The sequence below is a fragment of the Melissospora conviva genome, assembly GCF_049523535.1.
GTDB lineage: Bacteria > Actinomycetota > Actinomycetes > Mycobacteriales > Micromonosporaceae > Melissospora > Melissospora conviva.
In genome coordinates, this window is the sequence record NZ_JBLLDT010000003.1 from 234602 (window position 1) to 261453 (window position 26852).

Annotated in this window: 24 protein-coding genes; 18 read left to right on the forward strand and 6 right to left on the reverse strand. The window is 72.0% G+C overall.

All coding sequences use genetic code 11. The features are described 5' to 3' along the window. Positions 1 to 102 precede the first annotated feature (102 nt). Positions 103 to 2391, forward strand: a complete 2289-nt coding sequence (locus tag ACK8GG_RS10520; RefSeq protein ID WP_440356267.1) for an FtsK/SpoIIIE family DNA translocase — start codon at positions 103 to 105, stop codon at positions 2389 to 2391. 17 nt (positions 2392 to 2408) lie between these two features. On the opposite strand, the gene ACK8GG_RS10525 is transcribed toward ACK8GG_RS10520, so the two are convergent. Continuing rightward, positions 2409 to 2660, reverse strand: coding sequence for a hypothetical protein (locus tag ACK8GG_RS10525; RefSeq protein ID WP_440350027.1), 252 nt, complete (start codon positions 2658 to 2660; stop codon positions 2409 to 2411). Between the two features lie 149 nt (positions 2661 to 2809). Then, positions 2810 to 3124 (reverse strand): quaternary ammonium compound efflux SMR transporter SugE, encoded by a 315-nt coding sequence (sugE, locus tag ACK8GG_RS10530; RefSeq protein ID WP_440350028.1) that lies wholly within the window; start codon positions 3122 to 3124, stop codon positions 2810 to 2812. A gap of 169 nt (positions 3125 to 3293) precedes the next feature. Here sugE and rimO point away from each other — a divergent pair, with 169 nt between their 5' ends. From rimO to pspM, 6 genes are all read left to right on the forward strand, one after another. Then, complete coding sequence (gene rimO / locus ACK8GG_RS10535; RefSeq protein ID WP_440350029.1) at positions 3294 to 4781, forward strand: 30S ribosomal protein S12 methylthiotransferase RimO; 1488 nt, start codon at positions 3294 to 3296, stop codon at positions 4779 to 4781. Next, entirely contained in the window at positions 4778 to 5365 is a 588-nt protein-coding gene (gene pgsA, locus ACK8GG_RS10540; protein ID WP_440350030.1) for a CDP-diacylglycerol--glycerol-3-phosphate 3-phosphatidyltransferase, read from the forward strand. The genes rimO and pgsA overlap by 4 nt, the downstream gene beginning before the upstream one ends. Before the next feature lie 72 nt (positions 5366 to 5437). After that, on the forward strand, positions 5438 to 5956 hold the full coding sequence (locus ACK8GG_RS10545) for a CinA family protein (protein ID WP_440350031.1): 519 nt from the start codon (positions 5438 to 5440) through the stop codon (positions 5954 to 5956). Positions 5957 to 6119: 163 nt separating this feature from the next. Then, complete coding sequence (locus ACK8GG_RS10550; protein WP_440353502.1) at positions 6120 to 6557, forward strand: helix-turn-helix domain-containing protein; 438 nt, start codon at positions 6120 to 6122, stop codon at positions 6555 to 6557. Positions 6558 to 6754: 197 nt separating this feature from the next. After that, positions 6755 to 7630, forward strand: a complete 876-nt coding sequence (locus ACK8GG_RS10555; RefSeq protein ID WP_440350033.1) for a PspA/IM30 family protein — start codon at positions 6755 to 6757, stop codon at positions 7628 to 7630. 19 nt (positions 7631 to 7649) lie between these two features. Beyond that, positions 7650 to 8435: a phage shock envelope stress response protein PspM gene (pspM, locus tag ACK8GG_RS10560; RefSeq protein WP_440353503.1), complete on the forward strand. Its 786-nt coding sequence runs from the start codon at positions 7650 to 7652 to the stop codon at positions 8433 to 8435. Between the two features lie 31 nt (positions 8436 to 8466). On the opposite strand, the gene ACK8GG_RS10565 is transcribed toward pspM, so the two are convergent. Beyond that, positions 8467 to 9261, reverse strand: a complete 795-nt coding sequence (locus ACK8GG_RS10565) for a DNA-formamidopyrimidine glycosylase family protein (RefSeq protein WP_440353504.1) — start codon at positions 9259 to 9261, stop codon at positions 8467 to 8469. A gap of 303 nt (positions 9262 to 9564) precedes the next feature. On the opposite strand from ACK8GG_RS10565, the gene ACK8GG_RS10570 reads away from it, so the two are divergent. Beyond that, positions 9565 to 11304 (forward strand): stealth family protein, encoded by a 1740-nt coding sequence (locus ACK8GG_RS10570; RefSeq protein WP_440356181.1) that lies wholly within the window; start codon positions 9565 to 9567, stop codon positions 11302 to 11304. A gap of 37 nt (positions 11305 to 11341) precedes the next feature. Here ACK8GG_RS10570 and ACK8GG_RS10575 read toward each other — a convergent pair whose 3' ends face one another. From ACK8GG_RS10575 to ACK8GG_RS10585, 3 genes are all read right to left on the reverse strand, one after another. Then, positions 11342 to 11590, reverse strand: coding sequence for a CPCC family cysteine-rich protein (locus tag ACK8GG_RS10575; protein ID WP_440350036.1), 249 nt, complete (start codon positions 11588 to 11590; stop codon positions 11342 to 11344). A gap of 52 nt (positions 11591 to 11642) precedes the next feature. After that, on the reverse strand, positions 11643 to 12431 hold the full coding sequence (locus tag ACK8GG_RS10580; protein ID WP_440353506.1) for an SAM hydrolase/SAM-dependent halogenase family protein: 789 nt from the start codon (positions 12429 to 12431) through the stop codon (positions 11643 to 11645). Positions 12432 to 12509: 78 nt separating this feature from the next. After that, positions 12510 to 17042 carry an ATP-dependent helicase gene (locus ACK8GG_RS10585; protein WP_440356182.1) on the reverse strand — a complete coding sequence of 1511 codons (4533 nt, stop codon included), beginning with the start codon at positions 17040 to 17042 and terminating at the stop codon, positions 12510 to 12512. Between the two features lie 180 nt (positions 17043 to 17222). On the opposite strand from ACK8GG_RS10585, the gene ACK8GG_RS10590 reads away from it, so the two are divergent. From ACK8GG_RS10590 to ACK8GG_RS10635, 10 genes are all read left to right on the forward strand, one after another. Continuing rightward, positions 17223 to 17570, forward strand: a complete 348-nt coding sequence (locus ACK8GG_RS10590) for a hypothetical protein (protein ID WP_440356183.1) — start codon at positions 17223 to 17225, stop codon at positions 17568 to 17570. A 79-nt stretch (positions 17571 to 17649) separates the two neighbouring features. After that, positions 17650 to 18042 (forward strand): hypothetical protein, encoded by a 393-nt coding sequence (locus ACK8GG_RS10595; RefSeq protein WP_440356184.1) that lies wholly within the window; start codon positions 17650 to 17652, stop codon positions 18040 to 18042. 131 nt (positions 18043 to 18173) lie between these two features. Then, positions 18174 to 21017: a Na+/H+ antiporter subunit A gene (locus tag ACK8GG_RS10600; protein WP_440356185.1), complete on the forward strand. Its 2844-nt coding sequence runs from the start codon at positions 18174 to 18176 to the stop codon at positions 21015 to 21017. After that, positions 21014 to 21496: a Na(+)/H(+) antiporter subunit C gene (locus ACK8GG_RS10605; RefSeq protein ID WP_440353511.1), complete on the forward strand. Its 483-nt coding sequence runs from the start codon at positions 21014 to 21016 to the stop codon at positions 21494 to 21496. Before ACK8GG_RS10600 ends, ACK8GG_RS10605 begins: the two co-directional genes overlap by 4 nt. After that, positions 21493 to 23004: a Na+/H+ antiporter subunit D gene (locus ACK8GG_RS10610; RefSeq protein WP_440356186.1), complete on the forward strand. Its 1512-nt coding sequence runs from the start codon at positions 21493 to 21495 to the stop codon at positions 23002 to 23004. The genes ACK8GG_RS10605 and ACK8GG_RS10610 overlap by 4 nt, the downstream gene beginning before the upstream one ends. Next, positions 23001 to 23585 (forward strand): Na+/H+ antiporter subunit E, encoded by a 585-nt coding sequence (locus ACK8GG_RS10615; protein ID WP_440356187.1) that lies wholly within the window; start codon positions 23001 to 23003, stop codon positions 23583 to 23585. The genes ACK8GG_RS10610 and ACK8GG_RS10615 overlap by 4 nt, the downstream gene beginning before the upstream one ends. Beyond that, positions 23582 to 23845 carry an MrpF/PhaF family protein gene (locus ACK8GG_RS10620; RefSeq protein ID WP_440350045.1) on the forward strand — a complete coding sequence of 88 codons (264 nt, stop codon included), beginning with the start codon at positions 23582 to 23584 and terminating at the stop codon, positions 23843 to 23845. The genes ACK8GG_RS10615 and ACK8GG_RS10620 overlap by 4 nt, the downstream gene beginning before the upstream one ends. After that, positions 23842 to 24270 carry a monovalent cation/H(+) antiporter subunit G gene (mnhG, locus tag ACK8GG_RS10625; RefSeq protein ID WP_440356188.1) on the forward strand — a complete coding sequence of 143 codons (429 nt, stop codon included), beginning with the start codon at positions 23842 to 23844 and terminating at the stop codon, positions 24268 to 24270. The genes ACK8GG_RS10620 and mnhG overlap by 4 nt, the downstream gene beginning before the upstream one ends. A gap of 182 nt (positions 24271 to 24452) precedes the next feature. Next, complete coding sequence (locus ACK8GG_RS10630) at positions 24453 to 25781, forward strand: hemolysin family protein (RefSeq protein ID WP_440350317.1); 1329 nt, start codon at positions 24453 to 24455, stop codon at positions 25779 to 25781. Continuing rightward, positions 25778 to 26845: a hemolysin family protein gene (locus ACK8GG_RS10635; RefSeq protein WP_440350047.1), complete on the forward strand. Its 1068-nt coding sequence runs from the start codon at positions 25778 to 25780 to the stop codon at positions 26843 to 26845. The genes ACK8GG_RS10630 and ACK8GG_RS10635 overlap by 4 nt, the downstream gene beginning before the upstream one ends. Positions 26846 to 26852: the final 7 nt, after the last annotated feature.

Below are 26852 nucleotides of genomic sequence, written 5' to 3' on the forward strand. Positions count from 1 at the left end.
CGCGCACGGCAGCCGGCGAAGAAGCCCTCGACGGCGGCCCGACGACGGCCGGTCAAGAAATCCCAGCCCAGCGGTGCCGTTCGCGCGGCGCGTTCGGTCTGGATGGGTGTGGCGCGCAGCGTCGGCTGGTCGGTGCGGGCGATGGGCCGGCAGGCGGCGACCGCCCGGGACCTCGATCCGGAGCACCGCCGCGACGGGCTGGGACTGCTCCTGCTCGGCATGGCGATCCTCAGTGGAGTCGCTGTCTGGTTCGCCGGTGCCGGACCGCTCGGCGCCGGCCTGGCCGACGGCATCCGCCTCTTCATCGGCGCGATCGCGGCGGTGCTGCCGCTGCTGCTGCTGATCGGCGCGGTCCGGCTGATGCGCGATCCGGGCGAACCGGAGCACCGCGGCCGGGGGCTTGTCGGCTGGTCGTCGATGCTGGTGGCGACCGCCGCGCTGCTGCACATCGGGCAGGACCCGACGACCAATGTCGAGCGTGACTACGCCGGTGGTCTCATCGGCGCCGCCGTCGGCGACCTGCTGCAGCGGGCGGTGACCCCCTGGGTGGCGGTGCCGCTGCTGCTGCTCTGGCTCGTCTTCGGTCTGCTGGTGGTCACCGCCACGCCGGTCAACAAGGTGCCGGAGCGGCTCCGGGAGCTCACCGCACGGCTCCTCGGCCGGCCGCCGCTCCTCGGTGAGGTCGACGACGCCGCCGAGGCCGCCGCCGCAGCACCGGGGCGCCGTCGTTCGGCCCGGCCCCGTCGCAGCGCCGCGCCGGAGCCGGACCTCGGGCTCGACGATGCCGACGAGATCCTGGTACGCGAGCCCGCCGTGCCGGAACGCCGGCCCGCCAAGGTGCCCGCCGCCCGCCGGGCCGCCGAGCCGCCGGAGCACTCGCCGCCCCCCACCCGGGCCGAGCAGCTGGCGCTCACGGCGACCGAGGGCGACTACAAGCTCCCGCCGGCGAACCTGCTCAAGACCGGGTCGGCGCCGAAGTCGCGCAGCAAGGCCAACGACGAGATCATCAACGCCCTCACCGGCGTCTTCGAGCAGTTCGACGTGGACGCCGCCGTCACCGGGTTCACCCGCGGGCCGACGGTCACCCGCTACGAGGTGGAGCTCGGGCCCGGCGTCAAGGTCGAGCGGATCACCCAGCTCTCCCGCAACATCGCCTACGCCGTCAAGAGCCCGGACGTACGGATCCTGAGCCCGATTCCCGGCAAGAGCGCGGTCGGCGTGGAGATCCCGAACACCGACCCGGAGAACGTCGCGCTCGGCGACGTGCTGCGGTCGCGGGCGGCGACCAGCGACCACCACCCGATGATGGTGGCGCTCGGCAAGGACATCGAGGGCGGCTTCGTGGTGGCCAACCTCGCCAAGATGCCGCACATCCTGATCGCCGGCGCCACCGGCGCCGGTAAGTCCTCCTGCCTGAACACCCTGCTGGTCTCGATCCTGACCCGCGCCACACCGGACGAGGTGCGGCTGCTGCTGATCGACCCCAAGCGCGTGGAGATGACCGGCTACGAGGGCATCCCGCACCTGGTGACACCGATCGTGACCAACGCGAAGAAGGCCGCGGACTCCCTGGAGTGGGTGGTCCGCGAGATGGACATGCGCTACGACGACCTCGCCGCCAACGGGGTGCGCCACATCGACGACTTCAACCGCAAGGTCCGCAACGGCGAGATCAAGGCGCCGCCGGGCAGCGAGCGGGAGATGCGGCCGTACCCGTACCTGCTGGTGATCGTCGACGAGCTGGCGGACCTGATGATGGTCGCGCCGCGCGACGTGGAGGACTCCGTCGTGCGCATCACGCAGCTCGCCCGGGCCGCCGGCATCCACCTGGTGCTCGCCACCCAGCGGCCGTCGGTCGACGTGGTCACCGGTCTGATCAAGGCCAACGTGCCGTCCCGGCTGGCGTTCGCCACCTCGTCGCTGGCCGACTCCCGGGTCATCCTCGACCAGCCGGGCGCGGAGAAGCTGCTGGGCCGCGGCGACGGGCTCTTTCTGCCGATGGGCGCCTCCAAGCCGGTCCGGATCCAGGGCGCCTGGGTCACCGAGAAGGAAATCGCCGACGTCGTCAAGTTCTGCAAGGACCAGCGGGAGCCGGAGTTCCGCCCCGACGTGCTGGCCCCGGCCCAGGACAACAAGAAGAAGATCGACGAGGACATCGGCGACGACCTGGAGGTGCTGATCCAGGCGATCGAGCTGGTGGTCAACTCGCAGTTCGGCTCGACCTCGATGCTCCAGCGCAAGCTGCGGGTCGGTTTTGCCAAGGCGGGCCGGCTGATGGACCTGATGGAGACCCGCGGCATCGTCGGGCCGTCCGAGGGCTCCAAGGCCCGCGAGGTGCTGGTCAAGCCCGACGAGCTGGACGAGGCGCTGGCGGGGCTCCAGGAGAGCTGAAGGCGGTCCCGGCCGGATCAGGTGTTGATGATGGCGACGTTGATCAGGACCCCGATCACCGCGCCGAGCACGGCGGTCCCGGCGGCGTACCAGCCGAGCGGCTTGTCGCCGAGGGTCGCCCCGACGATGCCGAGGATCAGGCCGAGCACGCCGAAGATCAGCGGTGACAGGAAGATCGCCAGCACCGCGAAGACGAACGCGATGATGGTGCAGACGCGGGCGGCGCCGCCGCGGCTGCCCGGACGTGCGCCGTTCGGCATGTCGGCCATTGCTTCCTCCGTGGTACGAGGTGGGATGAGTCGGTCATCTCTACCCGCCACGGACCGCGTCTACGCCTGTGCGGCGCCGGCCCCTTTTGCGGCCGGCCGGTGCACGCCGTGGTCGGTGTGCACCCGGGCCGGCCGTCGCCGGTGTGCCCTCAGGAGAAGACCTTCAGTCCGATCACCCCGGCGACAACCAGCAGCAGGCAGAGCAGCCGGGGCACGTTCGCCGGCTCGCCGAGCGCCACCATGCCCACCAGCGCCGTGCCGACCGCCCCGATCCCCACCCACACCGCGTACGCCGTGCCGACCGGGATGTGGCGCATCGAGTACGCCAGCCCGGCCATGCTCAGGCTGACAGTGACCAGGAAGACCAGCGACGGGACGAGCCGGGTGAACCCGGCGGTGCGGTCCAGTGCGATCGCCCAGGCCGTCTCCAGCAGCCCCGAGATCACCAGTACCAGCCAGGCCATCGCGCTCACCTCTTCCCGGCGCTCGGTCCGCGCCGCTCGGCGTACATCGTCCCTCATCGCGTGCGGCCCGCGGGCGCGCTGGTGATCACCGGCACCGGCCGTGGTTGTGCAAGGGGTCGCTCCCGCCGAGCGCCGTTACGACCTGGGCACCGCCGCCCGGTACCCTCGGATGGTGTCTGCCGCTGACCCCATCTCCGCTCCCGCCGGCCGCAAGGTCGCCCTGCTGACTCTCGGCTGTGCCCGTAACGAGGTCGACTCGGAGGAACTCGCCGCCCGCCTGCACGCCGACGGCTGGCAGGTGACCACCGACGGTGAGAACGCCGACGTGGTGCTGGTCAACACCTGTGGCTTCGTGGAGAAGGCGAAGCAGGACTCCATCCAGACCCTGCTGGCAGCCTCCGAGACGGGCGCGAAGGTCGTCGCCGCCGGTTGCATGGCCGAGCGGTACGGCCGGGAACTGGCCGACAGCCTCCCCGAGGCGCAGGCGGTGCTCGGCTTCGACGACTACCCGCAGATCGCCCAGCGCCTCGACGCCGTGCTCGCCGGTGAGACGCTCGTCGCGCACACCCCCCAGGACCGGCGCAAACTGCTGCCGCTGACCCCGGTGCAGCGGCGCGCCGCCGCGGTAGTGGTCCCCGGTCACGGTTCCGAGCCGGTGACCGACGAGCACACCCCGGCCCACCTGCGGCAGGTGCTGCGCCGTCGTCTGGACTCCGGCCCGGTGGCCTCCCTGAAGCTGGCCAGTGGCTGCGACCGGCGCTGCGCCTTCTGTGCGATCCCGGCCTTCCGTGGCGCCTTCGTCTCGCGTACCCCTGACGAGCTGCTCGCCGAGGCGGAGTGGCTGGCCAAGTCCGGGGTGCGGGAGCTGGTGCTGGTCAGCGAGAACTCCACCTCCTACGGCAAGGACCTCGGTGACCCGCGGGCGCTGGAGAAGCTCCTGCCGCAGCTGGCGGCGATCGACGGCATCGTCCGGGTGCGCGCGAGCTACCTGCAGCCGGCCGAGACCCGCCCCGGCCTGATCGAGGCGATCGCGGGCACTCCCGGTGTCGCCCCCTACTTCGACCTGTCGTTCCAGCACTCCAGCGAGCCCGTGCTGCGCCGGATGCGGCGGTTCGGCTCCACCGAGCGCTTCCTGGAGCTGCTCGACTCCGCCCGGGCCCTGGCGCCGGCAGCCGGTGCCCGCAGCAACTTCATCGTCGGGTTCCCCGGCGAGACCCGCGCCGACTACGAGGAGCTGGTCCGGTTCCTCTCCGAGGCACGGCTGGACGCCATCGGCGTCTTCGACTACAGCGACGAGGACGGCACCGAGGCCGCCGGGCTGCCCGGCAAGGTCTCCGCCGCGACGATCAAGCGCCGCTACGACCGGCTCGCCGCGCTCGCCGACGAGCTCTGCTCGCAGCGCGCCGAGGAGCGTCTCGGCGACACCGTCGAGGTCCTCGTCGACAGCATCGAGGAGGGCATTGTCGAGGGCCGGGCGGCGCACCAGGCCCCCGAGGTCGACGGCTCCACGACGCTGGTCGCGCCCGCCGACGGCGGGGTCGACCTGGCCGCGCTGCGCCCCGGCGACCTGGTCAGTGCCACGGTCACCGGCACCGAGGGTGTGGACCTGGTCGCGGTGCCGGTGGCGATGATCTCCGCGGCGCCGGGTCAGCGGTGACCCGGGTGACCGAGCCCGCGCAGGCCGCGGTCCGGACCCCGCCGCTGCTGAACGCGGCCAATCTCCTCACCGGGGCACGGCTGCTGCTGGTGCCGGTCTTCGTGGCGCTGGTCGTCGTCTCGCAGATGACGCGTCCCGGCTGGCAGATCGCCGCCTGCGTGGTCTTCCTCATCGCCTCGATGACCGACCTGCTGGACGGCTGGATCGCCCGCCGGTTCGATCTGGTCACCTCGTTCGGCAAGGTCGCCGACCCGATCGCCGACAAGGCGCTCACCGGCGCCGCCCTGGTGCTGCTCTCCTGGTACGACCTGCTGCCCTGGTGGGTGACGGCGCTGATCCTGGTCCGCGAGTGGGGTGTCACCGCGATCCGGTTCTGGGTGATCCGGTACGGCGTGATCGCCGCCAGCCACGGCGGTAAGGTCAAGACCGCTCTGCAGATCGCGGCGATCGTCTGGTACCTCCTGCCGCTGCCGGCGGCCCTGGCCGCGGTGGGCCCGTGGGTGATGGGGGCCGCGGTGCTGGTGACCGTGGTGACCGGGATCGACTACGTGCTGCGGGCGGTACGGCTGCGCAGCCGGGATTGAGCCTCACCCGGTCCGGGCAATTCCTGTGCCGGCTGCGCGTTGTCACATGCGGCGCAGCGGGAGGAGGAACCGATGGAACGCGACGCGCAGGGGCGGCAACCCGGCGGCAGTGCGGCCGCAGCGGTGGTGCACGCCCTGGTCGAGCGGCAGGAGAGCCTCGCCACCGTCGAGTCGCTGACCGGTGGCCTGCTCGCCTCGAACGTGGTGGAGGTGGCCGGGGCCAGCCGGGTGTTCCGGGGTGGGCTGGTCGTCTACGCCACGGAGATGAAGGCGCTGCTGGCCGACGTACCGCAGGAGCTGCTGCGGGAGCGCGGACCGGTCGACCCGGACGTCGCCCGGGCGCTGGCCGAGGGCGGCCGGAAACGCTGCCTCGCGGACTGGTGCGTGGCGACCACCGGGGTCGCCGGGCCGCAGCCGCAGGACGGCAAGCCGGTGGGCCTGGTCTACGTCGCCGTCGCCGGGCCGCAGGGGAGCACGGTGCGCCGGTTGGAGCTGTCGGGTGGCCGGGACCTGATCCGCACCGCGTCGGTGACCGAGGCGCTGCGACTGCTCGCCGACCAGCTGCACGCGCTGGCGGCCGCCGGGCGGTAGCGGGGGCCGGGCAATCTCCGGGGCGGGGTCCGATGTCAGGAGAGCCGAAGGCAGGTACGGTTGCGGGAAGGCTTCGGCAACGGATGGTGCCGCCGGAGGCGGAGCCGCCCTCCGGTGCCGCGCAGAGCCGCGGTGCGGTGGGTTCCAGATCAGGGGAGGTGCGATGGTCCTGCTCCGACGGGTGATCGGCGATGCGCTGCGGGCGCGGCGTCAGGGTCAGCATCGCACCCTGCGCGAGGTCTCCTCGGCCGCGAACGTCAGCCTGGGCTACCTCTCCGAGATCGAACGCGGCCAGAAGGAGGCTTCCAGCGAGCTGCTGGCGGCCATCTGTGACGCGCTCGGCGCCCGCCTCTCCGAGCTGTTGCGCGAGGTCAGCGACACTGTGGCGCTCGCCGAGCAGTTGCCGGAGCTGATGCCGGTGGCGGCGGCAGAGCCGGCCGCGCAGCCGGCCCGCCGCGCGGAGCGCCGGCCGGTGCGCCAGGTCGCCACCGACGGCAAGGTCTCCGTCGAGGTACGGCAGGAGACGCCGTTGAAGACCACGCTGCGTGCCACCCGGCGGGTCGCCGGCGAGCCGCACCGCGACGTGGTCTGCGCCGCCTGAAAAGGCGGCCCGATGGGGCGCGGCGGTGCATTGCCCGCTCTTCGTGGGGCCCCGCGTAGTGTTGATCACGTCGTCGGCCCGGTGACGGGTGACAGGGGTGGCGCCGGGCTGAGACGATGGAGACCCTGCCGCGTGGTCGCCGCTGTTGCGTCCCGTGGGCAGTAACCGTGGGATGTCACTGAGGGGATACCGCAACAATGGCTAACCCGTTCGTCAAGGGCTGGCGCTACCTGATGGCGCTCTTCGGCGCTCAGATCGATGAGCACGCGGATCCCAAGATCCAGATCCAGCAGGCCATCGAAGATGCGCAGCGCCAGCACCAGGCGCTGGTTCAGCAGGCTGCGGCAGTGATCGGCAACCAGCGGCAGCTGGAGCTGAAGCTCTCCCGGCAGATGTCCGAGGTCGAGCGCCTCCAGGCGATGGCCCGGCAGGCGCTGGTCCTGGCCGACCGGGCACGCGCCGGCGGCGACGAGGTCGAGGCGGGACGCTACGAGCAGTCCGCGCAGACGCTGGCCGGTCAGCTGGTCACCGCCGAGCAGGGCGCGGAGGACCTCAAGACGCTGCACGACCAGGCGATCGCCGCGGCCGGGCAGGCCCGCCAGGCGGTGGAGAACAACTCGATGATCCTCCAGCAGAAGCTCGCCGAGCGGACCAAGCTGCTCAGCCAGCTCGAGCAGGCCAAGATGCAGGAGACGGTGGCCAAGTCGCTGGAGTCGATGTCGTCGCTGGCAGCGCCCGGTAACACTCCCTCCCTCGACGAGGTCCGGGACAAGATCGAACGCCGCTACACCAACGCGATGGGCCGGGCCGAGCTGGCCGGCAACTCCGTCGAAGGTCGCATGATGGAGATCCAGCGGGCTAGCCTGGACACCGCAGGTGTGTCCCGGCTCGAGCAGATCCGCAGCAGCATGGCCGGCGAGCAGCTGGCGGCGAACCCGCAGCGGCCCGCGGTCGAGCAGCAGGCGGCGTCGGGCGCGGGCGCGGACCCGAACAGCGCGGCCCGGCTGGACGCGATCCGGGCCAGCCTCGCCAAGGAACAGGGCGGCACCGGAGACGCCGGCACCGCGAGCTGACATCAACGGGAGGGCAGTGGTGGCGGACGAACGGGCCCGGTACTTCCGCCGGCTACGCCGGCTGCGGGGGTCTGCCCGGCGGTGGAGTGTCGCCGCCGGCGGCCTTGCGGGCGCCGCCGCCATCCTCACCCCCTACGCCGGTCTCGGCATGGCCGACGCGGTCTGGGCCGGCGCGGCCGGTGCCTCGACGATGCTCGCCGCCTGGCGCTGGAGTGAGCTGCGCCGGGTCGCGGCTCGGCCGGCGCCGCCCGCCCTCGACGCGGCCGAACAGGCAGCCCGCAACCGCGCCCGGCTGGTCAGCGCCGTCGAGCGGCTGCCGGTCGGCGCCGGGGTGCTGACCGAACTCCGCCGGCAGCGGACCCGCTTCGCGCTGCGCGGCTCCGCCACCGGCACCGCCTGGGAGCGGCTCGACCGGGCATCGCAGACCCTGGCCGCTGTCGCCGGGCAGCTGACCGGGGTGGCCGAGCCGGTGCTCGCCGAAGCCGCCGAAGCCCGCCGTACGCTCAGCGCCCTGGTCGAGCAGACCGCCGGCATGGAACGCGCCCTCGCCACCGCCCCGCCGGCTGGTCGCGACCAGCTCCGGCACGCCCGTGACGAGCTCATGGGGCAGCTGCAGGGCGGGGTGGAGGCGTACGAGCACCTGGTGGTCGCGGCGCTGGACTACGTGGCCCAGACCACCGTCCCGGTCCACGGCGCCGGGCCGGACACCGCGCGGCTCACCGAAGCGGGAGACCTGCTCCGCGAGGTCGCCGCCGCGCTCGCCGAGCTGCGTGCCGCCGAACGGCCGATCTCCACCGCCTACTGAGGCCGACGTCGCACCGCAAGCCGCTACCGGGTCACCGACGGTCGGGCTGGCAGGCAGGGCACCAGTAGGTGATCCTCTCGCCCTGACCCGCGACCCGGATGGGAGTGCCGCAGCGGCGGCAGGGCCGGCCCCGGCGGCCGTGCACATAGGTCGTCTCGCCGCGCCGCAGTGAGCCCGTGCTGCTCTGGGTCCAGCGGCCGCGATTCGCCGCCAGGAGCCTGCCCGCAAGCTCCGCCAGCGCCGCCGGCTGTGTGACCTCCCCGATCGGTGTCCACGGCGAGATCCCGCGCAGGAAGAGCGCCTCGCACTTGTAGAGATTCCCGACCCCGGCGAGTTTGCTCTGGTCCAGCAGGGCCTCGCCGACTGCGGTCTCCGGCTCGGTCAGCAACCGCCGCACCACCTCGTCGACGTCCCAGTCCGTGCCGAGCGGGTCGGGCCCGAGCCGGCCGACGATCCGCTCCTCCTCGTCGGTCGGCACCAGCGTCAGCTCGTGCAGGTGGTAACCGACAGCCACCGCCTGCGGGGCGCGCAGCACCGCCCGGATCAAATGACCCGGTCCGCCGGTCCAGCGCTGCCCCGGCGCGTACGTGCGCCAGGACCCCTCCATGCGCAGGTGGGAGTGGAGGGTTCGGCGCTCGCCGCCGTCCGGTGCGGCCAGTCGCAGCAGCAGGTGCTTGCCGCGGCTGGCCGACTCGACCACGACCCAGCCGGTCAGGTCCGTCGTCGCCAGCGCCGGCACCCGCAGGTCTGTGCCGGTGAGCCGGGTTCCGGCGAGAGCGCGGTGCAGCAGCCGCGCCGTGTTCCAGACAGTGTCCCCTTCGGGCATCGCTCCATCGTGCCGCGTGGGCGGTCCGGTCGCGACGATCCACGCGGAACGTCCTGTCCGGGGACCGGAGCTGAGCAGTCACCGATTCCGTTGCACGGCGTGTGCGGTCCGCTACTTCCCGCTCCTTCGGCCATGATGAGTGACGAAATGATTACGCCGGGTTGGCCTGCTGGTCGCTCCGGATCCGTCCCGCGACACCTGCCGAGACAATTGATGATCGCTTTGCGCTTGTACCGGGTGCTCCCGAGGGAGCATCGCCTGCGACTGCTGTACCTCGTCCCGTCACAACGTCGGCTCTGGCTGGTGCGGCGGTTGACCCGGACCCCGGGCCGCCGCTCGCCGGCAGCGGTGGGCAGTCGGCTGCGCCTGACGGGCACACACGGCACCCTGCGCGCCACGGTCGTCACCGAGGCGAGTCCGACGGCCGCCTGGCGGCGGAATCTGGACACTGTCGTCGCCCTCCTGGAAAGCGGCGGCATCGAATACTCCTGCCTGCGTCCCGCCAATGACCTGACCTCGGCGGTGGCCGTCGGCGACCGCGACCGCGACCGCGTGCTGCGGCTGCTGTGTTCCGCCCCGCAGCTCGCCGGTGCGGTGATCCGGACCGGGCGGGTCGTCAACGGCGTGTTCCGGCCGGCCCAGCGCCAGGTGACGGTGGTGCAGGTCTTCTTCCCGCTCACCGACCCGACCGCGACCCTGGTCATCGCCGCCGACGTCGCCTGCGAGGTGGAGTTCTGGGCCGACCTGCCCGGCACCGAGGAAGAAGCGCCTGCGCTGCTCGCTCCCCGCCGCAACGGAGTCGGTGCGGTCTTCCCCGCCGCGCCCAGCGCCTGCCGGGTAACGGCGCGGGCGTTGAGCGAATTCCACGGCAGTGCGGATGGGCTCAAGCCGTACCGGGTCACCGCCGCCGACGACGGCTACCGCTCCCGGGAGGAGTTCGCCACCACCCCGGTGGAGACGATCGAATTCCCGATCGACGCCGTCTACACCTGGGTCGACGGCGCCGACCCCGACTGGACGAAGCGCAAGAACGCGGCACTGCAACGAACCGGCCAGGGCCAGATAAACCCGATCGCGGCGAACGACTCCCGCTACACCAGCCGCGACGAACTGCGGTACTCGTTTCGCTCACTGGCGACCTTCGCCCCGTGGCTGCGGCGCATCTTCCTGGTCACCGACGACCAGGTGCCGGCCTGGCTCGACCCGGAGCATCCCCGGATCACGGTGGTCAGCCATCGTCAGATCTTCGACGACACCTCGGTGCTGCCCACCTTCAACTCACACGCCATCGAGTCGCGGCTGCACCGCATACCCGGCCTCGCCGAACACTTCGTCTACTTCAACGACGACATGTTCCTCGGCCGTCCGGTCCGCCCGACGACGTTCTTCCACGCCAACGGCATCGCGAAGTTCTTCCGCTCGCCTGCGCAGCTGGACCCCGGCCCGGTCACCGTCTTCGACGCTCCGGTCACCGCCGCCGGAAAGAACAACCGCCGGCACATCGCCGAACGGTTCGGCCGCACCATCACCCAGAAGATGCAGCACGTGCCGTACCCGTTGCAGCGCAGCGTGCTGGCCGAGATCGAACGCGAACTGCGCGACGAGGTACGGCAGACCGCCGCCCACCGGTTCCGCCACCCCGGGGACCTCTCGATCCCCTCCTCGCTACAGCACTACTGGGCGTACCTGACCCGGCGGTCGGTGCCGGGGCGGATCGCCTACACCTACGCCGATCTGGCTCACCCATCGACTCCGGTGAAGCTGGCGAGACTGCTGCGCCGGCGCAACTTCGACGTGTTCTGCCTCAACGACACCGACTCCGCCGAGGTCCCCCTCGTGGAGCAGGTCGAGATGCTGCGTGACTTCCTGCCCCGGTACTTCCCGTTCCGCTCGCCGTTCGAGCTTCCGGAGGGGGCGAGCGCCGAACGTGCCGCGGTCACCCCCACCCAGCTCGGGCGCGCCGTCCTCGGCGGCGGTGAGGTGCTTCGGCCACGGCAGGCGCCGCCCGGCCTGGCGGCGGCCAGGCCGGAGCCGCACAGCTGACACGTGCGGCACCAGCCGGGCGGCTCACAGTCCGGCGTCAGGCACGTTCGTCAGGACGGGCGGTCCGCACCACGTCCTGGTATCGGGGATGGCTCGCGCCGTAGATGGCGAAATTCAGCCGGGCGGCGGAGAGGCTCAGATCACCGTTGGGCCCGCCACGGACCACATCGGCATCGGTGTCGCTCTGGCCGTCGTCGGTCCAGAAGCAGATCGGACAGGTCGTGACGCCGGTAAGAAAACCACAGCAAGGACATGCGCCGTCGTCGGCAGTTCGTTGTGCACCCACGGGACCAGAGCCTTCCACAACCGGGCCGTCTCCCGCATCGACCGTGTGGATCTCAATCGACGGTTTCGATCCGGAGCGGATCCGCCGCGGTCACCCCGAGCACGTCCGCGGCCCGGCCGCCGTTGATCGCCACCGCCACCAGGCCCGCCGAATCGCCGTAGACAACCATCTCACCGGGGGGCACCACCCCGAAGGTCTCCGCCTTGCTGGCGCGGACCTCGCCGACCCGGACCCGGGGACCGAGCCCCGCCAGGGCCGAGGCGTCCGCACCGAGCTGCACATTGCCGAAGTGGTCGACGGTGCGGACCGGTGCGTTCAGCCAGCCGTCACCGACTTCGACAGGGGGCTCCGGCAGCCGGACCAGGTCGGCCGGGTCGAGCTGGGGGCCGGCCTCGCTGATGCGGTGACCGAGCGCGAGGTGCGCGGCGACCGGCGCGAAGACGTCGCGGCCGTGGAAGGTGTGCGACACGGTCCCGGCGAACCAGGCCGGGTTGGTCAGCTCGACAGCCTCCCGTACGCCGCCGAGCGCATCTGCGGCCGGCAGCAGCAGGCCGTTGTCGGGGCCGACGAGCGCCCCGCGGGGCGTCTGCAGCGCGACGCCCCGTCGCTGGGTTCCCACGCCGGGATCCACCACCGCGACATGCACCGCGTCCGGCAGGTACGGCGCGGTCTGCGCCAGCACCGCCGCTCCGCGTGCGACGTCGGCCGGGGGCACCAGGTGGGTGACGTCGATGATCCGGATGGCGGGCACGATCCGGGCGAACATCCCGTGGCAGGCAGCGACGAAACCGTCCGACAGGCCGTAGTCGGTGGTCAGGCTGATCCAGTGGTAACCAGGCATGACCGCAGGCTAGCGCCGGTCGCCGTGCTGAGGCGCCGGGTCGGCGGAAGCCGGCCGTGGTCAGGCGCCCGGTCGCGGTCAGGTGCGCAGCCGCAGGCCCCGTGGCGTCGCGCGGAAGCCGGCGGCGGTCAGGGCGTCGCGAAGTGGGGAGCTCTGCACCGGCCCGCCGTCGGCGCGCTCCACCGACAGCACGCCGAGCGCGCCGGAGGCGACGGCCGCACCGAGCGCCCGTGCCGCCGCCGCGAGCGCACCGCCGTCGTCGGTGAACGAGAGGATGGTCCGGCCCCCGCGTTCGACGTAGAGGATCGGCTCGCCGGCGGCGAGCACCACCAGCGCCCCGGCCTTGCGTCCGGGCCGGTGGCCGGTGCCGCCCGGCGCGCCCGCGCCGGACTCGACAACCCGGTCCGGCCAGGGCAGGGCGGCGCCGTACGGGTTCGCGGGGTCGGTCGCGGCGAGCACTCGGGCCTCGTCATCGCCGCGGGCGGGGTCGGCGAGGGCCCGCAGCCGGTCCACCGCGCCCGGTACGGCGAACTGCGCCGCCCCCAGGCCTTCGACGAAGTAGCCGCGCCGGGCTGCCCCACGCTCCTCGAGCGCGGCCAGCACCGGGTAGACCGCGGCGTACCCGCCGGGGATCTGCTCGGCGGCGACGGCGTCGCGGGTCACCACGCCGTGCCGCTCCAGCAGCGTGTCGGCCAGCAGCGTCGCGTGCCGGGTCGGGTCCGGATCCGGGGCCGGCAGCCGGGACCAGCGCCCGGCGGCGATCGGCGGTCCGGAGCGGGCCGGCAGCACCGCCCGTCCCGGCCGGCGGTAGCGCGCCCGTGGGGCCGCCGCCCGGGACCGGTGCGCGCCGGCACCGCCGAGCAGCGCCCGCAGCGGCGCGAGCGTGTCGTTGGTCAGCCGGCCGCTCCAGACGAGGTCCCAGAGGACCGCCGTCAGCTCGGCGTCGTCGAGCGCGCCGACCCGGTCGGCCAGCGGCCGGAAGAAGAGGGCCTGGCCGTCATCGAGGGCGGCGAGCACCGCCTCGTGCAGCGGGGTCAGCGCTGTCGCCTCGTCCGGGGGCGGGAACAGCAGCGCGGCGCTGTCGGCGTAAACCAGCCGGATCCAGCCGTCCTGGCGCCCGATCGCGCCCGCCCCGGCCCAGACCAGCTCGCCCCCGGCGCAGAGCTCGTCGAGGTACGCGGGGGAGTAGCCGGCCACCCGGGCCGGCAGGATCAGGCTCTCCAGGGCGGAGGCCGGCACCGCCACCCCCTGGAGCTGCTCCACGGCCGCGGCGACAGCGTCCACCCCGCGGCCGGCGGAGCCGATGTGCTGCCAGCGGGGCAGGAAGTTCGCCAGCGTGCGCGCCGACACCGGTTCGATCTCCCGCCGCAGCGCGGCCAGCGACCGGCGTCGGAGCAGGCGCAGCACCTCGGCGTCGCACCACTGCGTCACCGCGCCGCCGCTGGCCCCGCCCACCGGGTACGGCGTGAACTCGCCGGCGACAACCCGCCCCGTGGCGGACAGGCGGCGCAGGGCGGCCTCGGCGACGGCGGCGCCGAGACCGAACCGTGCCGCGCAGTCGGCGGCGGTGAACGGCCCGTGGGTGCGCGCGTACCGGGCGATCAGGTCACCGAGCGGGTCGGTCACCGGCTCCAGGTACGCCTGCGCCACGCCGACCGGCAGCGCCACGCCGAGCGCGTCGCGGTAACGCCCGGCGTCCTCCACGCCGATCCAGCGCTCCTGCCCGGCGATGCGTACCGGCAGGATGCGCCGGGCCCCGGCCAGCTCGGCGGGCCACCGCGGGGGTGCCCCGCGTTCGGCCAGTTCGGCTTCGGAGAGGTCGCCGAGCACCCGCAGCAGCTCCACCAGGTCCTCCGGCCCGCGGGGCCGGCGCGCCTCGGTACGCCACCGCAGCTGCTGCTCGGTCTCGGTGACGACCGCAGGTTCGAGCAGTTCGCGCAGGTCGACCCGGCCGAGCAGCTCCCCGAGGAGGGTGGTGTCCAGTGCCAGGGCGGCGGCCCGCCGTTCGGCCAGCGGGGCGTCGCCCTCGTAGAGGAAGGCGCCGACGTAGCCGAAGAGCAGCGACCGGGCGAACGGTGAGGGGGCCGGTGTCTCCACCTCGACGAGCCGGATCCGGCGGTTGGCGAGGTCACGCATCACCTCGGTGAGCCCGGGCACGTCGAAGACGTCCTGCAGGCATTCGCGGGCGGCCTCCAGGGTGACGGGGAACTCCGGGTAGTCGCGGGCGACGTCGAGCAGCTGCGCGGCGCGTTGCCGCTGCTGCCAGAGCGGCTGCCGGCGGCGGGGGTCCCGCCGGGGCAGCAGCAGGGAGCGGGCCGCGCACTCCCGGAACCGGGAGGCGAAGAGCGCGGAGGCTCCGACGGACTCGGCGACCAGCGGTGCGATCTCGTCGGGATCGAAGACGATCAGTTCGGCGCCGGGCGGGGAGTCCGCGGTGTCGGGCAGCCGGACCACGATGCCGTCGTCGGCGGGGAGCACCTGGGCGTCCACGCCGTGGCGTTCGGCCAGCCGCCGGGCGATGGCCAGTGCCCACGGAGCGTTGACCTTGGCACCGAGGACGCAGTGCACGGCGAGCCGCCAGTCACCGAGCTCGTCCCGGAAGCGTTCCACCAGGACGGTCCGGTCGTCGGGGAGCGAGCGGGTGGCGGCCTGTTGGTCGCGCAGGTAACCGAGGAGGTTCTGTGTGGCCCACTTGTCCAGGCCGGCCTCGCCCAGCGACGTCGCCGCGGCCTCGTCGTCGGACCGGGCCAGGTTCCGCAGCCGGGCACCGATGGCCCGGCCCAGCTCGATCGGGCGGCCCGGGGAGTCGCCCTTCCAGAACGGCATCCGGGCGGCCTGACCCGGCGCCGGGCTGACCAGCACCCGGTCGGCCGTGATCTCCTCGATGCGCCAGGAGGAGGAGCCGAGCAGGAACACGTCACCGACGCGGGACTCGTAGACCATCTCCTCGTCGAGCTCGCCGACCCTCGCGACGCGCTCGGCGCCGGCGAGGAAGACGCCGAAGAGCCCGCGGTCGGGGATGGTGCCGCCGGAGGTGACGGCGAGCCGCTGCGCGCCGGGCCGGCCGGTGAGCAGGTCTTCGGCCCGGTCCCAGACGAGCCGGGGCCGTAGTTCGGCGAAGGCGGTGGAGGGGTAGCGCCCGGAGAGCATGTCCAGCACGGCGTGCAGTGCCGAGTCGGGCAGTTCGGCGAAGGAGCAGGCGCGGCGCACCACGGCGGCCAGGTCGGCGACGCGCCACTGGTCCAGCGCCACCATCGCCACGATCTGCTGGGCCAGTACGTCGAGGGGGTTGCGGGGTGGCCGCAGCTCCTCGATGGCGCCGTCGGTCATCCGTTCGGCGACCACCGCGCAGGAGACCAGGTCGCCACGGTGCTTGGGGAAGACCACACCCCGGGAGACGGCGCCGACCTGGTGCCCGGCGCGTCCGACGCGTTGCAGGCCGGCGGCGACGCTCGGTGGCGCCTCGATCTGCACGACGAGGTCGACCGCGCCCATGTCGATGCCGAGTTCGAGGCTGGAGGTCGCCACCACGGCGGGCAGCTGCCCGGACTTGAGCGCCTCCTCGATGTGCTGGCGTTCGGCGCGCGAGACGCTGCCGTGGTGGGCGCGGGCGACCAGCGGTGCGGCGCCACCGGCGGTGCCGGACTGCCCGATGGCCTCCGCCGGCACCCGGTCCGGCTGCGGTGGTGCGCCCTCGGTCTCGGCGACGGCGAGCTCGTTGAGGCGGGCGCAGAGTCGTTCGGCGGAGCGGCGCGAGTTGGTGAAGACGATGGTCGAGCGGTGGGCCCGGATCAGTTCGTAGACGCGCTCCTCGACCGCCGGCCAGATCGAGGCGCGCCGCGGCTGCCCTTCCGGGTCCGGCTCGCCCTCGTCCAGCCGTGTCATGTCCTCCACCGGTACCTGCACGCTGACGGAGATCGTCTTGGCGGCGGGCGGTTGCACCACCTCGACCGGGGCCGCGCCGCCGAGGAACCGGGCCGTGGCATCGACCGGGCGGACCGTGGCGGATAGGCCGATGCGCTGGGCGGGCCGGGGCAGCAGCTCGTCGAGGCGTTCCAGGGAGAGCGCCAGGTGTGCGCCGCGCTTGGTGCCGGCCACCGCGTGCACCTCGTCGACGATCACCGTCCGGACGCTGCGCAGCGACTCGCGGGCGGCGGAGGTCAGCAGCAGGAAGAGCGACTCCGGTGTGGTGATCAGCACATCCGGGGGAGTGCGGCCGAAGGCGCGGCGTTCGTCGGCGGGGGTGTCTCCGGTACGCATCCCGACGGTGATCTCGGGCGGGGCGATGCCGAGCCGGGTGGCGGCGTGCCGGATGCCGGTCAGCGGCGCGCGCAGGTTGCGTTCGACGTCCACGGCGAGCGCCTTGAGCGGGCTGATGTAGAGCACACGACAGCGCTGCTTCGGTGCGGGGACCGGCTCGGCGGCGAGGCGGTCCAGCGACCAGAGGAAGGCGGCCAGTGTCTTACCGGAGCCGGTGGGGGCGACGACCAGGGCGTTGCGGCCGGCGCCGATCGCCGCCCAGGCGCCGGTCTGCGCCGGGGTGGGCGCGGCGAAGGACGCGGTGAACCATTCGCGGGTCGCCGCGCTGAACTGTTCGAGGACCTCCGGCACCGTTCCATCCTGCCGCGCCGGTGTGACGGAGTGGGACCCATGCCCGCGACGGGCCGATTTCGGGACGGATCATGACGGATGCGGGAAGTTGTGCCTTAAACCTCACTTAACTGCTTGCATGCGAATCACGACTTAAAGTAACTTCACAGCGAGCCGCCAGGACGGCACCGAGGAGGTCCGATGGCCGCTGTGCAGCGAGACTTCCGCCCTGGCACCGACGAGCTGATCGTCAAGATCGACAGCTACCTGGCCGCCGCCCGCGCCGGGCTGCGCGAAGGGGATCTCGCGCTGGTCGAGCGGCTCGTCGGCTGCCTGCACGAGCTGGTGATCCAAACCAGTCAGGCGAGCGCCGCCGACCGTGCCCAGGTGCGCGCCGCGGTGCACTATCTCGTCCCGCGCCGTGAGGCCCAGCGCCACCTGCCGCTGCGCTCGCTGGCCAACGCGCAACGGGTCGTCAACCGGGTCGCGCTCAACCTCGGTCGCCCGGATCTGCTGGTCGAGCCCTCCGCGGAGCATCCCGTTCGCTGAGAGCGTGGCTGATCCACTTCGGTAACGACTGGGAACAGCCGGTAGACTTACCCTCCATTGGACCGCGGGGAGGCGGTAGATGCGGGGTGCGAGCGAGGTCGGCCGTTGGACGGGCCGACTGACGTCCGTCGCACTTTTCGCTGTTCTGGTATTGACAGGCATCCATGGCTCGGCCTCCGTGGCCGCGCCCGCCGGTGCCATCGCCTCCTGCCCCGCCTCCATCGGTGCCGCCCTGCAGCACACGTCCGGCTGCGGCATGCAACGCGACGGCGACAGCGTCAAGGCGCTGCGGGCCCAGGCGTTCGAAGAGCCGCCCGAACGCGAGGCGGCCGGGACGGATCTGCCGCTGTTCGCCCCGGTGGAGCAGCCGGCGCCGGCCGCCGAGACCAGTTCGCTCCCGGTCGCCGAGCAGGATCACCAGCTCACACCCGCGCCCGCCGGTCACCACCAGGGACGCGCGCCCCCGGCATGAGCGCCGGGCCGAGAAACCCGGCCCAGTCCCGAGGAAAAAATCGGCAATCCCGCCCGTCGGCGGGTTTTCTGCCGTCCCGTTAGTCACAGTCCCCCACGTCGGGACTGTGCCGACACCTACCTGGAGCGTGCATGGTCGGGCTGCTCATCCTCCACGTCGCAGCGGCGCTGGTCGCACCGCTGCTTGTCCGCTGGTGGGGACGGAATGCCTGTTACGTGCTGGCGCTGGTCCCCGCCACCGCGTTCGGATGGGCGCTGGCGCACTGGAAAGAGGTCAGCGAGGGGGGCGCGATCTCCGAGAGCTACGGCTGGATCAGAGCCCTCGACCTCGACATCGACCTGCGCGTCACAACCCTGTCCTGGCTGATGCTCCTACTGGTCGGGGGCGTCGGAGCACTCGTGCTCACCTACTGCGCGCGCTACTTCAAAGCGGGCGACCCGGCGCTAGGCCGCTTCACCAGCGTCTTCGTCGGCTTCGCCGCCGCCATGCTGGGCCTGGTCCTCGCCGACAACCTGCTGCTGCTCTACGTCTGCTGGGAAGGCACCACGATCCTCAGCTTCCTGCTGATCGGTCACAAGCCCGAGCAGCAGGGCAGCCGGCGCGCCGCCAACCAGGCCCTCATCGTCACCACCGTCGGCGGCCTGGCCATGCTGATCGGCTTCATCATGCTCGGCGAGTACGCCGGCACGTACCGCTGGTCGCAGATCGTCGAGGCCGGTGCCCTGCCGGGTGGCGCGTACCTGGCCACGGCGCTGGTGCTGATCCTTGCCGGCGCCATCTCCAAGTCGGCGATCTTCCCGGTCAGCTTCTGGTTGCCGGCGGCGATGGCCGCCCCGACCCCGGTGAGCGCGTACCTGCACTCGGCGGCCATGGTCAAGGCCGGCGTCTACCTGATCGGCCTGCTCGCCCCGGTCTTCGCGGTGATCACCCCGTGGCGGCCGCTGCTGTTCACCCTCGGCGCGCTCACCATGCTCTTCGGTGGCTGGGCCGCGCTGCGCCAGACCGACCTCAAGCTGGTCCTGGCCTACGGGACCGTCAGCCAGCTCGGTCTGCTGGTGGTGGTCGCCGGCGCCGGCACCCCCGAAACGGCGCTGGCCGCGGCGGCGATGCTGCTGGCGCACGGCCTGTTCAAGTCCACGCTCTTCCTGGTCGTCGGCATCGTCGACCACCAGGCCGGGACCCGTGAACTGCCCGAACTCTCCGGGGTCGGGCGGCGAATGCCCGGCGTCGCTGTTGTGGCGACCCTTGCTGCCGCCTCGATGGCCGGGGTCCCCCCGCTCTTCGGCTTCGTCGCCAAGGAAGCGGTCTTCCAGTCGCTGCTCGAGTGGCCGATCGTGCTCGCCGCGCTGGTGGCCGGCACCATGCTCACCGTCGCCTACAGCGCCCGCTTCCTCTGGGGTGCCTTCGCCAGCAAACCGGGCGTGAAGCCGAACGACGTCAAGCCCTCCGAGCTCAGCCTCTTCCTCCCGCCTGCGGTGCTCGCCGCCGTCGGTCTCGCGCTCGGTCCGCTCTCCGGCTGGTTTGAGAAGCTGCTCAAGCCGTACACGGAACTCTTCGGTGAGGCCTCCGGGGAGGTGCACCTCGGCCTCTGGCACGGCCTGACCCCGGCGCTCGGGCTTTCCGCGCTGGCCCTGCTCGTCGGCGGACTGCTCTTCGCCGGACGCCGGCAGATCACCCCCCTGGCGTGGCTGCTGCGGTTCCCGGTCAACGGCGCCCGGGCGTACGAGTGGGTGACGCACCGGGTGGACCGGGTCGCCATCGAGGTGACCGGTGCCACCCAGCGTGGTTCGCTGCCGCAGTACCTCGGCACCATCCTGATCGCGCTGATCGCCGCGCCGGGCATGGCGCTGCTGATCGGCGGGCCGTGGCCGGACGACTGGGTCTACTGGCACAACCCGCTGCAGCTCGTTGTCGTGGGCATCATGAGCGTGGCGGCGCTGCTCGCCGTCCGTGCCCGGCGTCGGCTGACCGCGATGCTCCTGGTCGGCGTGACCGGTTACTCCACGGCGGTGACCTTCGTCCTCTACGGCGCGCCGGATCTGGCGCTGACCCAGTTCCTGGTGGAGACCGTCACCATCGCGGTCTTCGTGCTGGTGCTGCGCCGGCTGCCGGAGAAGTTCTCCGCCCGCCCGTTGCTGCGCAGTCGCTGGCTGCGGCGCGCCATCGGGCTGGTCGTCGGGCTGGTGATGGGCGGAATGGCCTTCGCCGCCGCCGGTGGCCGGATCGCGGTGCCGATCTCCGTGGACTTCCCCCAGCTCGCGTACGACTTCGGGCACGGCCGCAACGTCGTCAACGTGACGCTGGTCGACATCCGCGCCTGGGACACCATGGGAGAGATCTCCGTGCTGGTCGTGGCCGCCACCGGCGTCGCGAGCCTGATCTTCCAGCGCTCGCGGGTCGGGCCACAGACCCGGCGGCGGCCGACACCCTGGTCCGGTCCGGCCCGGCGCAAGGATCAGCGGGTCTGGCTGCGGGGCGGACCGACGCTGCTGCACCGGCGCCGCTCGATCGTGCTCGAAGTCGTCACCCGGCTGCTCTTCCACACCATGGTGATCTTCTCGATCTTCCTGCTCTTCTCCGGGCACAACGCGCCGGGCGGTGGTTTCGCCGGCGGCCTCGTCGCGGGGCTGGCGCTGGTGGTGCGCTACCTGGCCGGCGGCCGGTACGAACTGGAGGAGGCAGCGCCGATCGGCGCCGGCGTGGTGCTCGGCTCGGGCCTGGCGATCTCCGTGCTCAGTGGCGCCCTGCCGATGATCTTCGGGGCCGACGCGCTGCAGAGCTACAAGATCGATCTTTTCCTGCCGGGGGTGGGCGACTTCTATCTCGTCACGTCCCTCTTCTTCGACATCGGGGTGTATCTGATCGTGGTCGGTCTCGTGCTCGACATCCTGCGCAGTCTCGGCGCCGAGGTGGACCGCCACATCGAGGCCGGTGACACCTCGGACGAGGCGATGACCACCAGGAGGCAGTCATGACGGAGGCGGCCCAGGGCCCGGCCCTGGTGATGGCCCTGGCGGTCGGCGTGCTCTGCGCCGCGGGCGTGCGGCTGCTGCTCGAGCGCAGCCTCACCCGGATCCTGCTCGGGGTGATCCTGCTCGGCAACGGCGTCAACCTGCTGATCCTGATGGGCGGCAACCGGGGCGTGGCGCCGATCATCGGTCTCAGCGACAAGGAGATGAGCGACCCGCTGCCCCAGGCGATGATCCTCACCGCCATCGTGATCACACTCGGCATCACGGCGTTCCTGCTGGCCATGGCGTACCGCAGCTGGGCGCTGACCGGCAACGACGAAGTCCAGGACGACCTGGAGGACCGGCGCATCGTCGAGCTCGCCGAGCGCGACGAGGTGCCCAGCCAGGACGTCGGCGGCGAGGACCGCCGGGCCGACCCCGAACAGGTCGAGGACGAAGAACCAGGGCCCTACCGGCCGCGGCAGAAGGGCCAGGAACAATGAGGTACCTCGTTCCACTGCCGGTGATGATGCCGCTGCTCGGCGCCGCGTTGACGCTGGTGCTGGCGAGCCGGCCCCGCGCACAGCGGGTGGTCAGCCTGGCGGTGCTCAGCGCCACGCTCGGCGTGTCGGTCGCGCTGCTGGTGCTCAGCTACCAGAACGGGCCGCTGGTGGTGAACGTCGGCGGCTGGCCCGCGCCCATCGGGATCGTGCTCGTGGCCGACCAGCTCGCCACGCTGATGCTGGTGGTCTCCGCGGCCGTGACGCTCTGCGTCCTGATCTACTCCGTGGGCCAGGGAGACAACGACAGTCACGAGGAAGCCCCCGTGACGATCTTCCACCCGACGTACCTGGTGCTGACCGCGGGCGTCACCAACGCCTTCCTCTCCGGGGACCTGTTCAACCTCTTCGTCGGCTTCGAGATCCTGCTGGCGGCGAGTTATGTGCTGATCACACTCGGCGGCACCGAGGTGCGGGTCCGGGCCGGCACCACGTACGTCGTGGTCAGCCTCCTCTCGTCGATGATCTTCCTGAGCGCGATCGGCCTGATCTACTCCGCCACCGGCACGCTCAACCTCGCCCAGCTCGCCGAGCGGCTGGACGGCCTGCCGGACAACCTGCGCCTGGTGCTGGAGCTGATGCTGCTGCTGGCGTTCGGGATCAAGGCGGCGGTCTTCCCGCTGTCGGCCTGGCTGCCGGACAGCTACCCGACCGCGCCGGCGCCGGTCACGGCGGTCTTCGCGGGCCTGCTCACCAAGGTCGGCGTGTACGCGATCATCCGTACCGAGACGCTGCTCTTCCCCGGCGGCCGCACCTCCGAGCTGCTGATGGTCGTGGCGTTGCTGACCATGCTGATCGGCATCCTGGGCGCGGTCGTGCAGTCGGACATTAAACGTCTGCTCTCCTTCACCCTGGTCAGCCACATCGGCTACATGCTCTTCGGGGTGGCGCTGAGCACGGTGGCCGGGCTCAGTGGTGCGATCTTCTACGTGCTGCACCACATCACGATCCAGACCACGCTCTTCCTGGTGGCGGGGCTGGTCGAACGAAGAGCCGGCAGCACCAACCTGCAGGAGCTCGGCGGGTTGGCCCGGATGGCGCCGCTGTTGGGCATCCTGTTCTTCCTGCCCGCGCTCAACCTCGCCGGCATCCCGCCCTTCTCCGGCTTCCTCGGCAAGATCGGGCTGTTGCAGGCCGGTGTGGTCGAGGGTGGCCCGCTGGCGTGGGCGCTGGTCGCCGGCGGCACCGTGACGAGCCTGCTCACCCTCTACGCCATCGCCCGGGTCTGGAGCGTGGCGTTCTGGCGGCCGGCGCAGGTCGCGCTCCCCAAGGCGGATGCGCCGGCGCGCCTGCCGCGCACCATGGTCGGCGCCACCATCGGCCTGGTGGTCTTCGGCCTGGCGCTCACCCTGATCGCCGGTCCGCTCTTCGACGCCACGACCGAGGCCGCGACGGACCTGCGTGAGCGGGTGCCGTACGTGGAGGCCGTCTTCCCGGGAGGTACCGAATGACGACCCCGACCACGCCGGTGAAGCGGTGGGGTTGGCGCCGCTTCCGTGACGAGCTGATCGCCTTCGGCTGGCTGGTGGTGATCTGGAACCTGCTCTGGGGCGAGTTCACCTTCGGCAATCTGCTGGGCGGCATGGCAGTGGCCGTCGCGGTGCTGGTGTTCTTCCCGCTGCCGTCGGTGACCTTCGGCGGCCGGCTGCGCCCGCTGGCCCTGCTCGCCTTCGTGATCCGGTTCAACTACGAGCTGATCACCGCCAGTTTCCATGTCGCCTGGCTCGCTGTACGCCCGGCCAGCCCACCGCGCAGTGCCATCATCGGGGTGCCGTTGCGGGTCAAGAGCGACCTCAACCTGACCCTCACCGCGGAGGTCGTCTCCCTGGTGCCCGGCACGCTGATCATCGACGTTAACCGCGAGACCGGCACCCTCTACCTGCATGTTCTCGAGGTGCGCAGCCCTGAGGACCTGCGGATCAACCGGCAGCGGGTCTACCTGCTGGAGCGGATGATCGTCCGTTCGCTCGGCTCCCCGGCGGAGCTGGCGCAGGTGCGGGCCGAGCCGCAGCTTGAAGGAGTTTTCCAGTGAACATCCTGGTCATCGTGACCGTGACCGTGCTGCTCTCCGTGACCGCGGTGCTGGCGCTGGTGCGCATCGTGCGCGGACCGAGCCTGCTGGACCGGGTCGTCGGCTCCGAGGTGCTGCTGGCGGTCATCGTCGCAGCGGTCGGCGCGGAGGCTGCGATCAACCGGCACGCCACCACCCTGCCCGTGCTGGTGGTGCTCTCGCTGCTCGGCTTCGCCGGCTCGGTCTCCATCGTCCGCTTCGCTGCCGGGGAGGAGTCGTGACCTGGGATTCCGTCGCCACGGTGCTCTCCGCCATCTGCCTGATCACCGGCGCGGCGCTGAGCCTGGCGGCGGCGATCGGGCTGATGCGCTTCCGGGACGTCCATGCCCGGATGCACGCCTCCACGAAGCCGCAGGTGCTGGGCGTGCTGTTGATGCTGGCGGGCGTGGCGCTGCGGCTGAACTCCCCGGCCGACCTGACCATGATCCTGCTGGTCGGCGTCTTCCAGATGATGACGGCGCCGGTGTCGGCGCAGATGATCGGCCGGGCCGCGTACCGATCGGGCACCTACCGCCCGGACACGCTGGTGGTCGACGAACTCGCCGAACACAGCGATGCCGCCGATGCCGCCACGGTCCCGGGCATCACCGCCGGTGCCGACACCACCAAGGACACCCGATCGGGCGGCTCCGCCACCGGCGGTTGACCCGGTACGGCGGCCGGTGCCACGAACACCGGCCGCCGTGTCAGCGGACGCTCAGGTGGTGTCGATAAAATAGGGCGCATGATCGAATCTTCTGCCCAGGAGGGCAGCAGTAGCGAGCCGGGTTTGACCCGGCTGCGCCATTCCGTCGGCTCTCCGCAGGGAGCACTGAGCCTCCCGTGTTGATCTCCATAGCCATCGGGCTTCTCCTTATCACGGTCCTCACGGCCGCCACCGGCTACTTCGTCGCCCAGGAATTCGGGTACGTGGCGGTCGACCGGGGCCGGCTCAAGCAACTCGCCGACAGCGGCGACCAGTCAGCGGCCCGGGCCCTCGAGGTCACGGGCCGGCTGTCGTTCATGCTCTCCGGCGCGCAGCTGGGCATCACCATCACCGCCCTGCTGGTCGGTTACGTCGCCGAGCCCTTCCTGGGCGAGGGGCTGGCCGGCCTGCTCGGCGTGGCCGGTGTGCCGAGCAGCGTCAGCCTGCCGCTGGCGGTCGTGCTCGCCCTGGTCATCGCCACCATCGTGCAGATGGTGCTCGGCGAGCTGGCCCCCAAGAACCTCTCCATCGCGCGGCCGGTGCAGGTCGCCCGGGCGCTGGCCAGTTCGACGCTCGCCTACATGGCGATCGCCGGACCGGTGATCCGGTTGTTCGACCGGGCGGCCAACCGGCTGCTGCGCCGCGTCGGCATCGAGCCGATCGAGGAGTTGCCGAGCGGGGCCACTCCCGAGGACCTGGAACAGATCATCGCCGAGTCGCGGCAGGAGGGACACCTCGACCCGGAGATGTCGATCCTGCTGGACCGGGGCCTGGATTTCCGGACCCTGACGGCGGCGGAGGCGATGGTGCCCCGTGTCGACGTCGACACCGTACGCGCCGACGACTCGCTGACCCGGGTTGTCGAGCTCTTCGCCACCGGGCACTCCCGCTTCCCGGTGACCGGCGCCGACGGCGTCGACGACGTGATCGGCGTGATCGGTATCGCCGACATCCTCGGCGTGCCGGCCGCGCGCCGCGCCACGACGACGGCGCGTTCGGTCACGACCCCCCCGATGCTCGTGCCCACGACCCTGCCGCTGCCGAAGGTCCTGGAGCGCATGCGCGCCGGTCACCGGCAGCTGGCCTGCGTCGTGGACGAGTATGGCGGCTTCGCCGGTGTGATCAGCCTGGAGGACCTCGCCGAGGAGCTGGTCGGTCCGATCCTCGACGAGGACGACCTGCCGGAGCGTGCGGCGGTGCGGCAGGAGGACGGCTCCTGGGTGGTGCCGGCCCGGCTGCGGATCGACGAGATCGCCGACAGCACGGGTATCGAGCTGCCGGCGGCGCCGGAGTACGACACGCTCTCCGGTCTGGTGATGCGTGAGCTCGGCCGGGTGCCGGAGGTCGGCGACCAACTGGAAATGATCATGCAGGCCGAGTCCGAGGACGAGGAGGACCGGCGGGTGCTGGTCGAGGTGCTGTCCGTCGACCGTCACGTGGCCGACTCCGTGCGGATGCGGGTGCTGTCATGAGCGCGGGTGTGGCCCTTTTCGTCTCCGTGGTGCTGCTGGCGTTGAACGCGTTCTTCGTCGCGGCCGAGTTCGCGTTGATCGCGAGCAAGCGCTACCGCCTGGAGCACGCGGTCTCCTCCGGTGGTGGCCGCGCCGCGAAGGCCGCCCTGGACGGGCTGCGGGAACTCTCCCTGATGCTCGCCGGCGCGCAGCTGGGCATCACCCTCTGCACGCTGGGTCTTGGCGCGCTCGCCGAACCGGCGATCGAGCAGCTGCTCGGCCCGCTGCTGCAGGCGGTGGGTCTGCCGTCGGGTGCCAGCCACGTCATCGCGCTGGTCTTCGCGCTCTCCCTGGTGACCTTCCTGCACCTGGTGGTGGGGGAGATGGCACCGAAGTCGTGGGCGATCAGCCACCCGGAGCGGTCGGCGCTGCTGCTGGCCCTGCCGTTCCGGGCGTTCGCCCGGGTGGCGCGTCCGGTGCTCTCCGCGCTGAACTGGCTCGCGAACGTGATCCTGCGGACGGTGCGGGTAACCCCGCAGGATCAGCTCGCGCAGGCACACGGCCCCGCCGAGCTGCGGATCCTGCTGGAGCAGTCCCGCGAGCACGGGCTGCTCGGCGCCGAGCAGCACCAGCTGCTCACCAGCATGCTGGCGTTGCAGGCCACCAAGGTGGCCGACGTGATGGAGCCGGTGGAGCGGATGGTCAGCGTCGGTGTTGACGACTCCGCCGAGCGGATCGAGCAGGTCAGCCGCGAGAGCGGGCGTTCCCGCCTGGTGGTGGTCGACCCGGCAGGGCTGGTCGTGGGCATGGTCCACGTCCGGGAGGCGCTACGGGCGACCACGGCGGGGCGTACGGAGACCGCCGGGTCGTTGATGACCCCGGCGTTCCGGCTCTCGGCCGCGGCGACAGTGACCGAGGCGGTCGGGTCGATGCGCGCCGATCAGGCGCAGTTCGCCTTGGTTGTCAACGGAGCGGGTATGGACCGTCCGGTGGGCTTCGTGGCCCTGGAGGACCTCCTCGAGGAGGTAATCGGGGAGTTCGACGACGAGACGGATCCGGTGCCTCGCGGGCGGCGGATGCGCTGAGGCACTA

Coding starts and splice junctions, on each gene's coding strand:
- ACK8GG_RS10520 (WP_440356267.1), top strand. CDS start 103: ATGGGTGTGGCGCGCAGCGTCGGCTGGTCGGTGCGGGCGATGGGCCGG.
- ACK8GG_RS10525 (WP_440350027.1), bottom strand. CDS start 2,660: ATGGCCGACATGCCGAACGGCGCACGTCCGGGCAGCCGCGGCGGCGCC.
- sugE (WP_440350028.1), bottom strand. CDS start 3,124: ATGGCCTGGCTGGTACTGGTGATCTCGGGGCTGCTGGAGACGGCCTGG.
- rimO (WP_440350029.1), top strand. CDS start 3,294: ATGGTGTCTGCCGCTGACCCCATCTCCGCTCCCGCCGGCCGCAAGGTC.
- ACK8GG_RS10545 (WP_440350031.1), top strand. CDS start 5,438: ATGGAACGCGACGCGCAGGGGCGGCAACCCGGCGGCAGTGCGGCCGCA.
- ACK8GG_RS10550 (WP_440353502.1), top strand. CDS start 6,120: ATGGTCCTGCTCCGACGGGTGATCGGCGATGCGCTGCGGGCGCGGCGT.
- ACK8GG_RS10555 (WP_440350033.1), top strand. CDS start 6,755: ATGGCTAACCCGTTCGTCAAGGGCTGGCGCTACCTGATGGCGCTCTTC.
- ACK8GG_RS10565 (WP_440353504.1), bottom strand. CDS start 9,261: ATGCCCGAAGGGGACACTGTCTGGAACACGGCGCGGCTGCTGCACCGC.
- ACK8GG_RS10580 (WP_440353506.1), bottom strand. CDS start 12,431: ATGCCTGGTTACCACTGGATCAGCCTGACCACCGACTACGGCCTGTCG.
- ACK8GG_RS10590 (WP_440356183.1), top strand. CDS start 17,223: ATGGCCGCTGTGCAGCGAGACTTCCGCCCTGGCACCGACGAGCTGATC.
- ACK8GG_RS10595 (WP_440356184.1), top strand. CDS start 17,650: ATGCGGGGTGCGAGCGAGGTCGGCCGTTGGACGGGCCGACTGACGTCC.
- ACK8GG_RS10600 (WP_440356185.1), top strand. CDS start 18,174: ATGGTCGGGCTGCTCATCCTCCACGTCGCAGCGGCGCTGGTCGCACCG.
- ACK8GG_RS10605 (WP_440353511.1), top strand. CDS start 21,014: ATGACGGAGGCGGCCCAGGGCCCGGCCCTGGTGATGGCCCTGGCGGTC.
- ACK8GG_RS10610 (WP_440356186.1), top strand. CDS start 21,493: ATGAGGTACCTCGTTCCACTGCCGGTGATGATGCCGCTGCTCGGCGCC.
- ACK8GG_RS10615 (WP_440356187.1), top strand. CDS start 23,001: ATGACGACCCCGACCACGCCGGTGAAGCGGTGGGGTTGGCGCCGCTTC.
- ACK8GG_RS10635 (WP_440350047.1), top strand. CDS start 25,778: ATGAGCGCGGGTGTGGCCCTTTTCGTCTCCGTGGTGCTGCTGGCGTTG.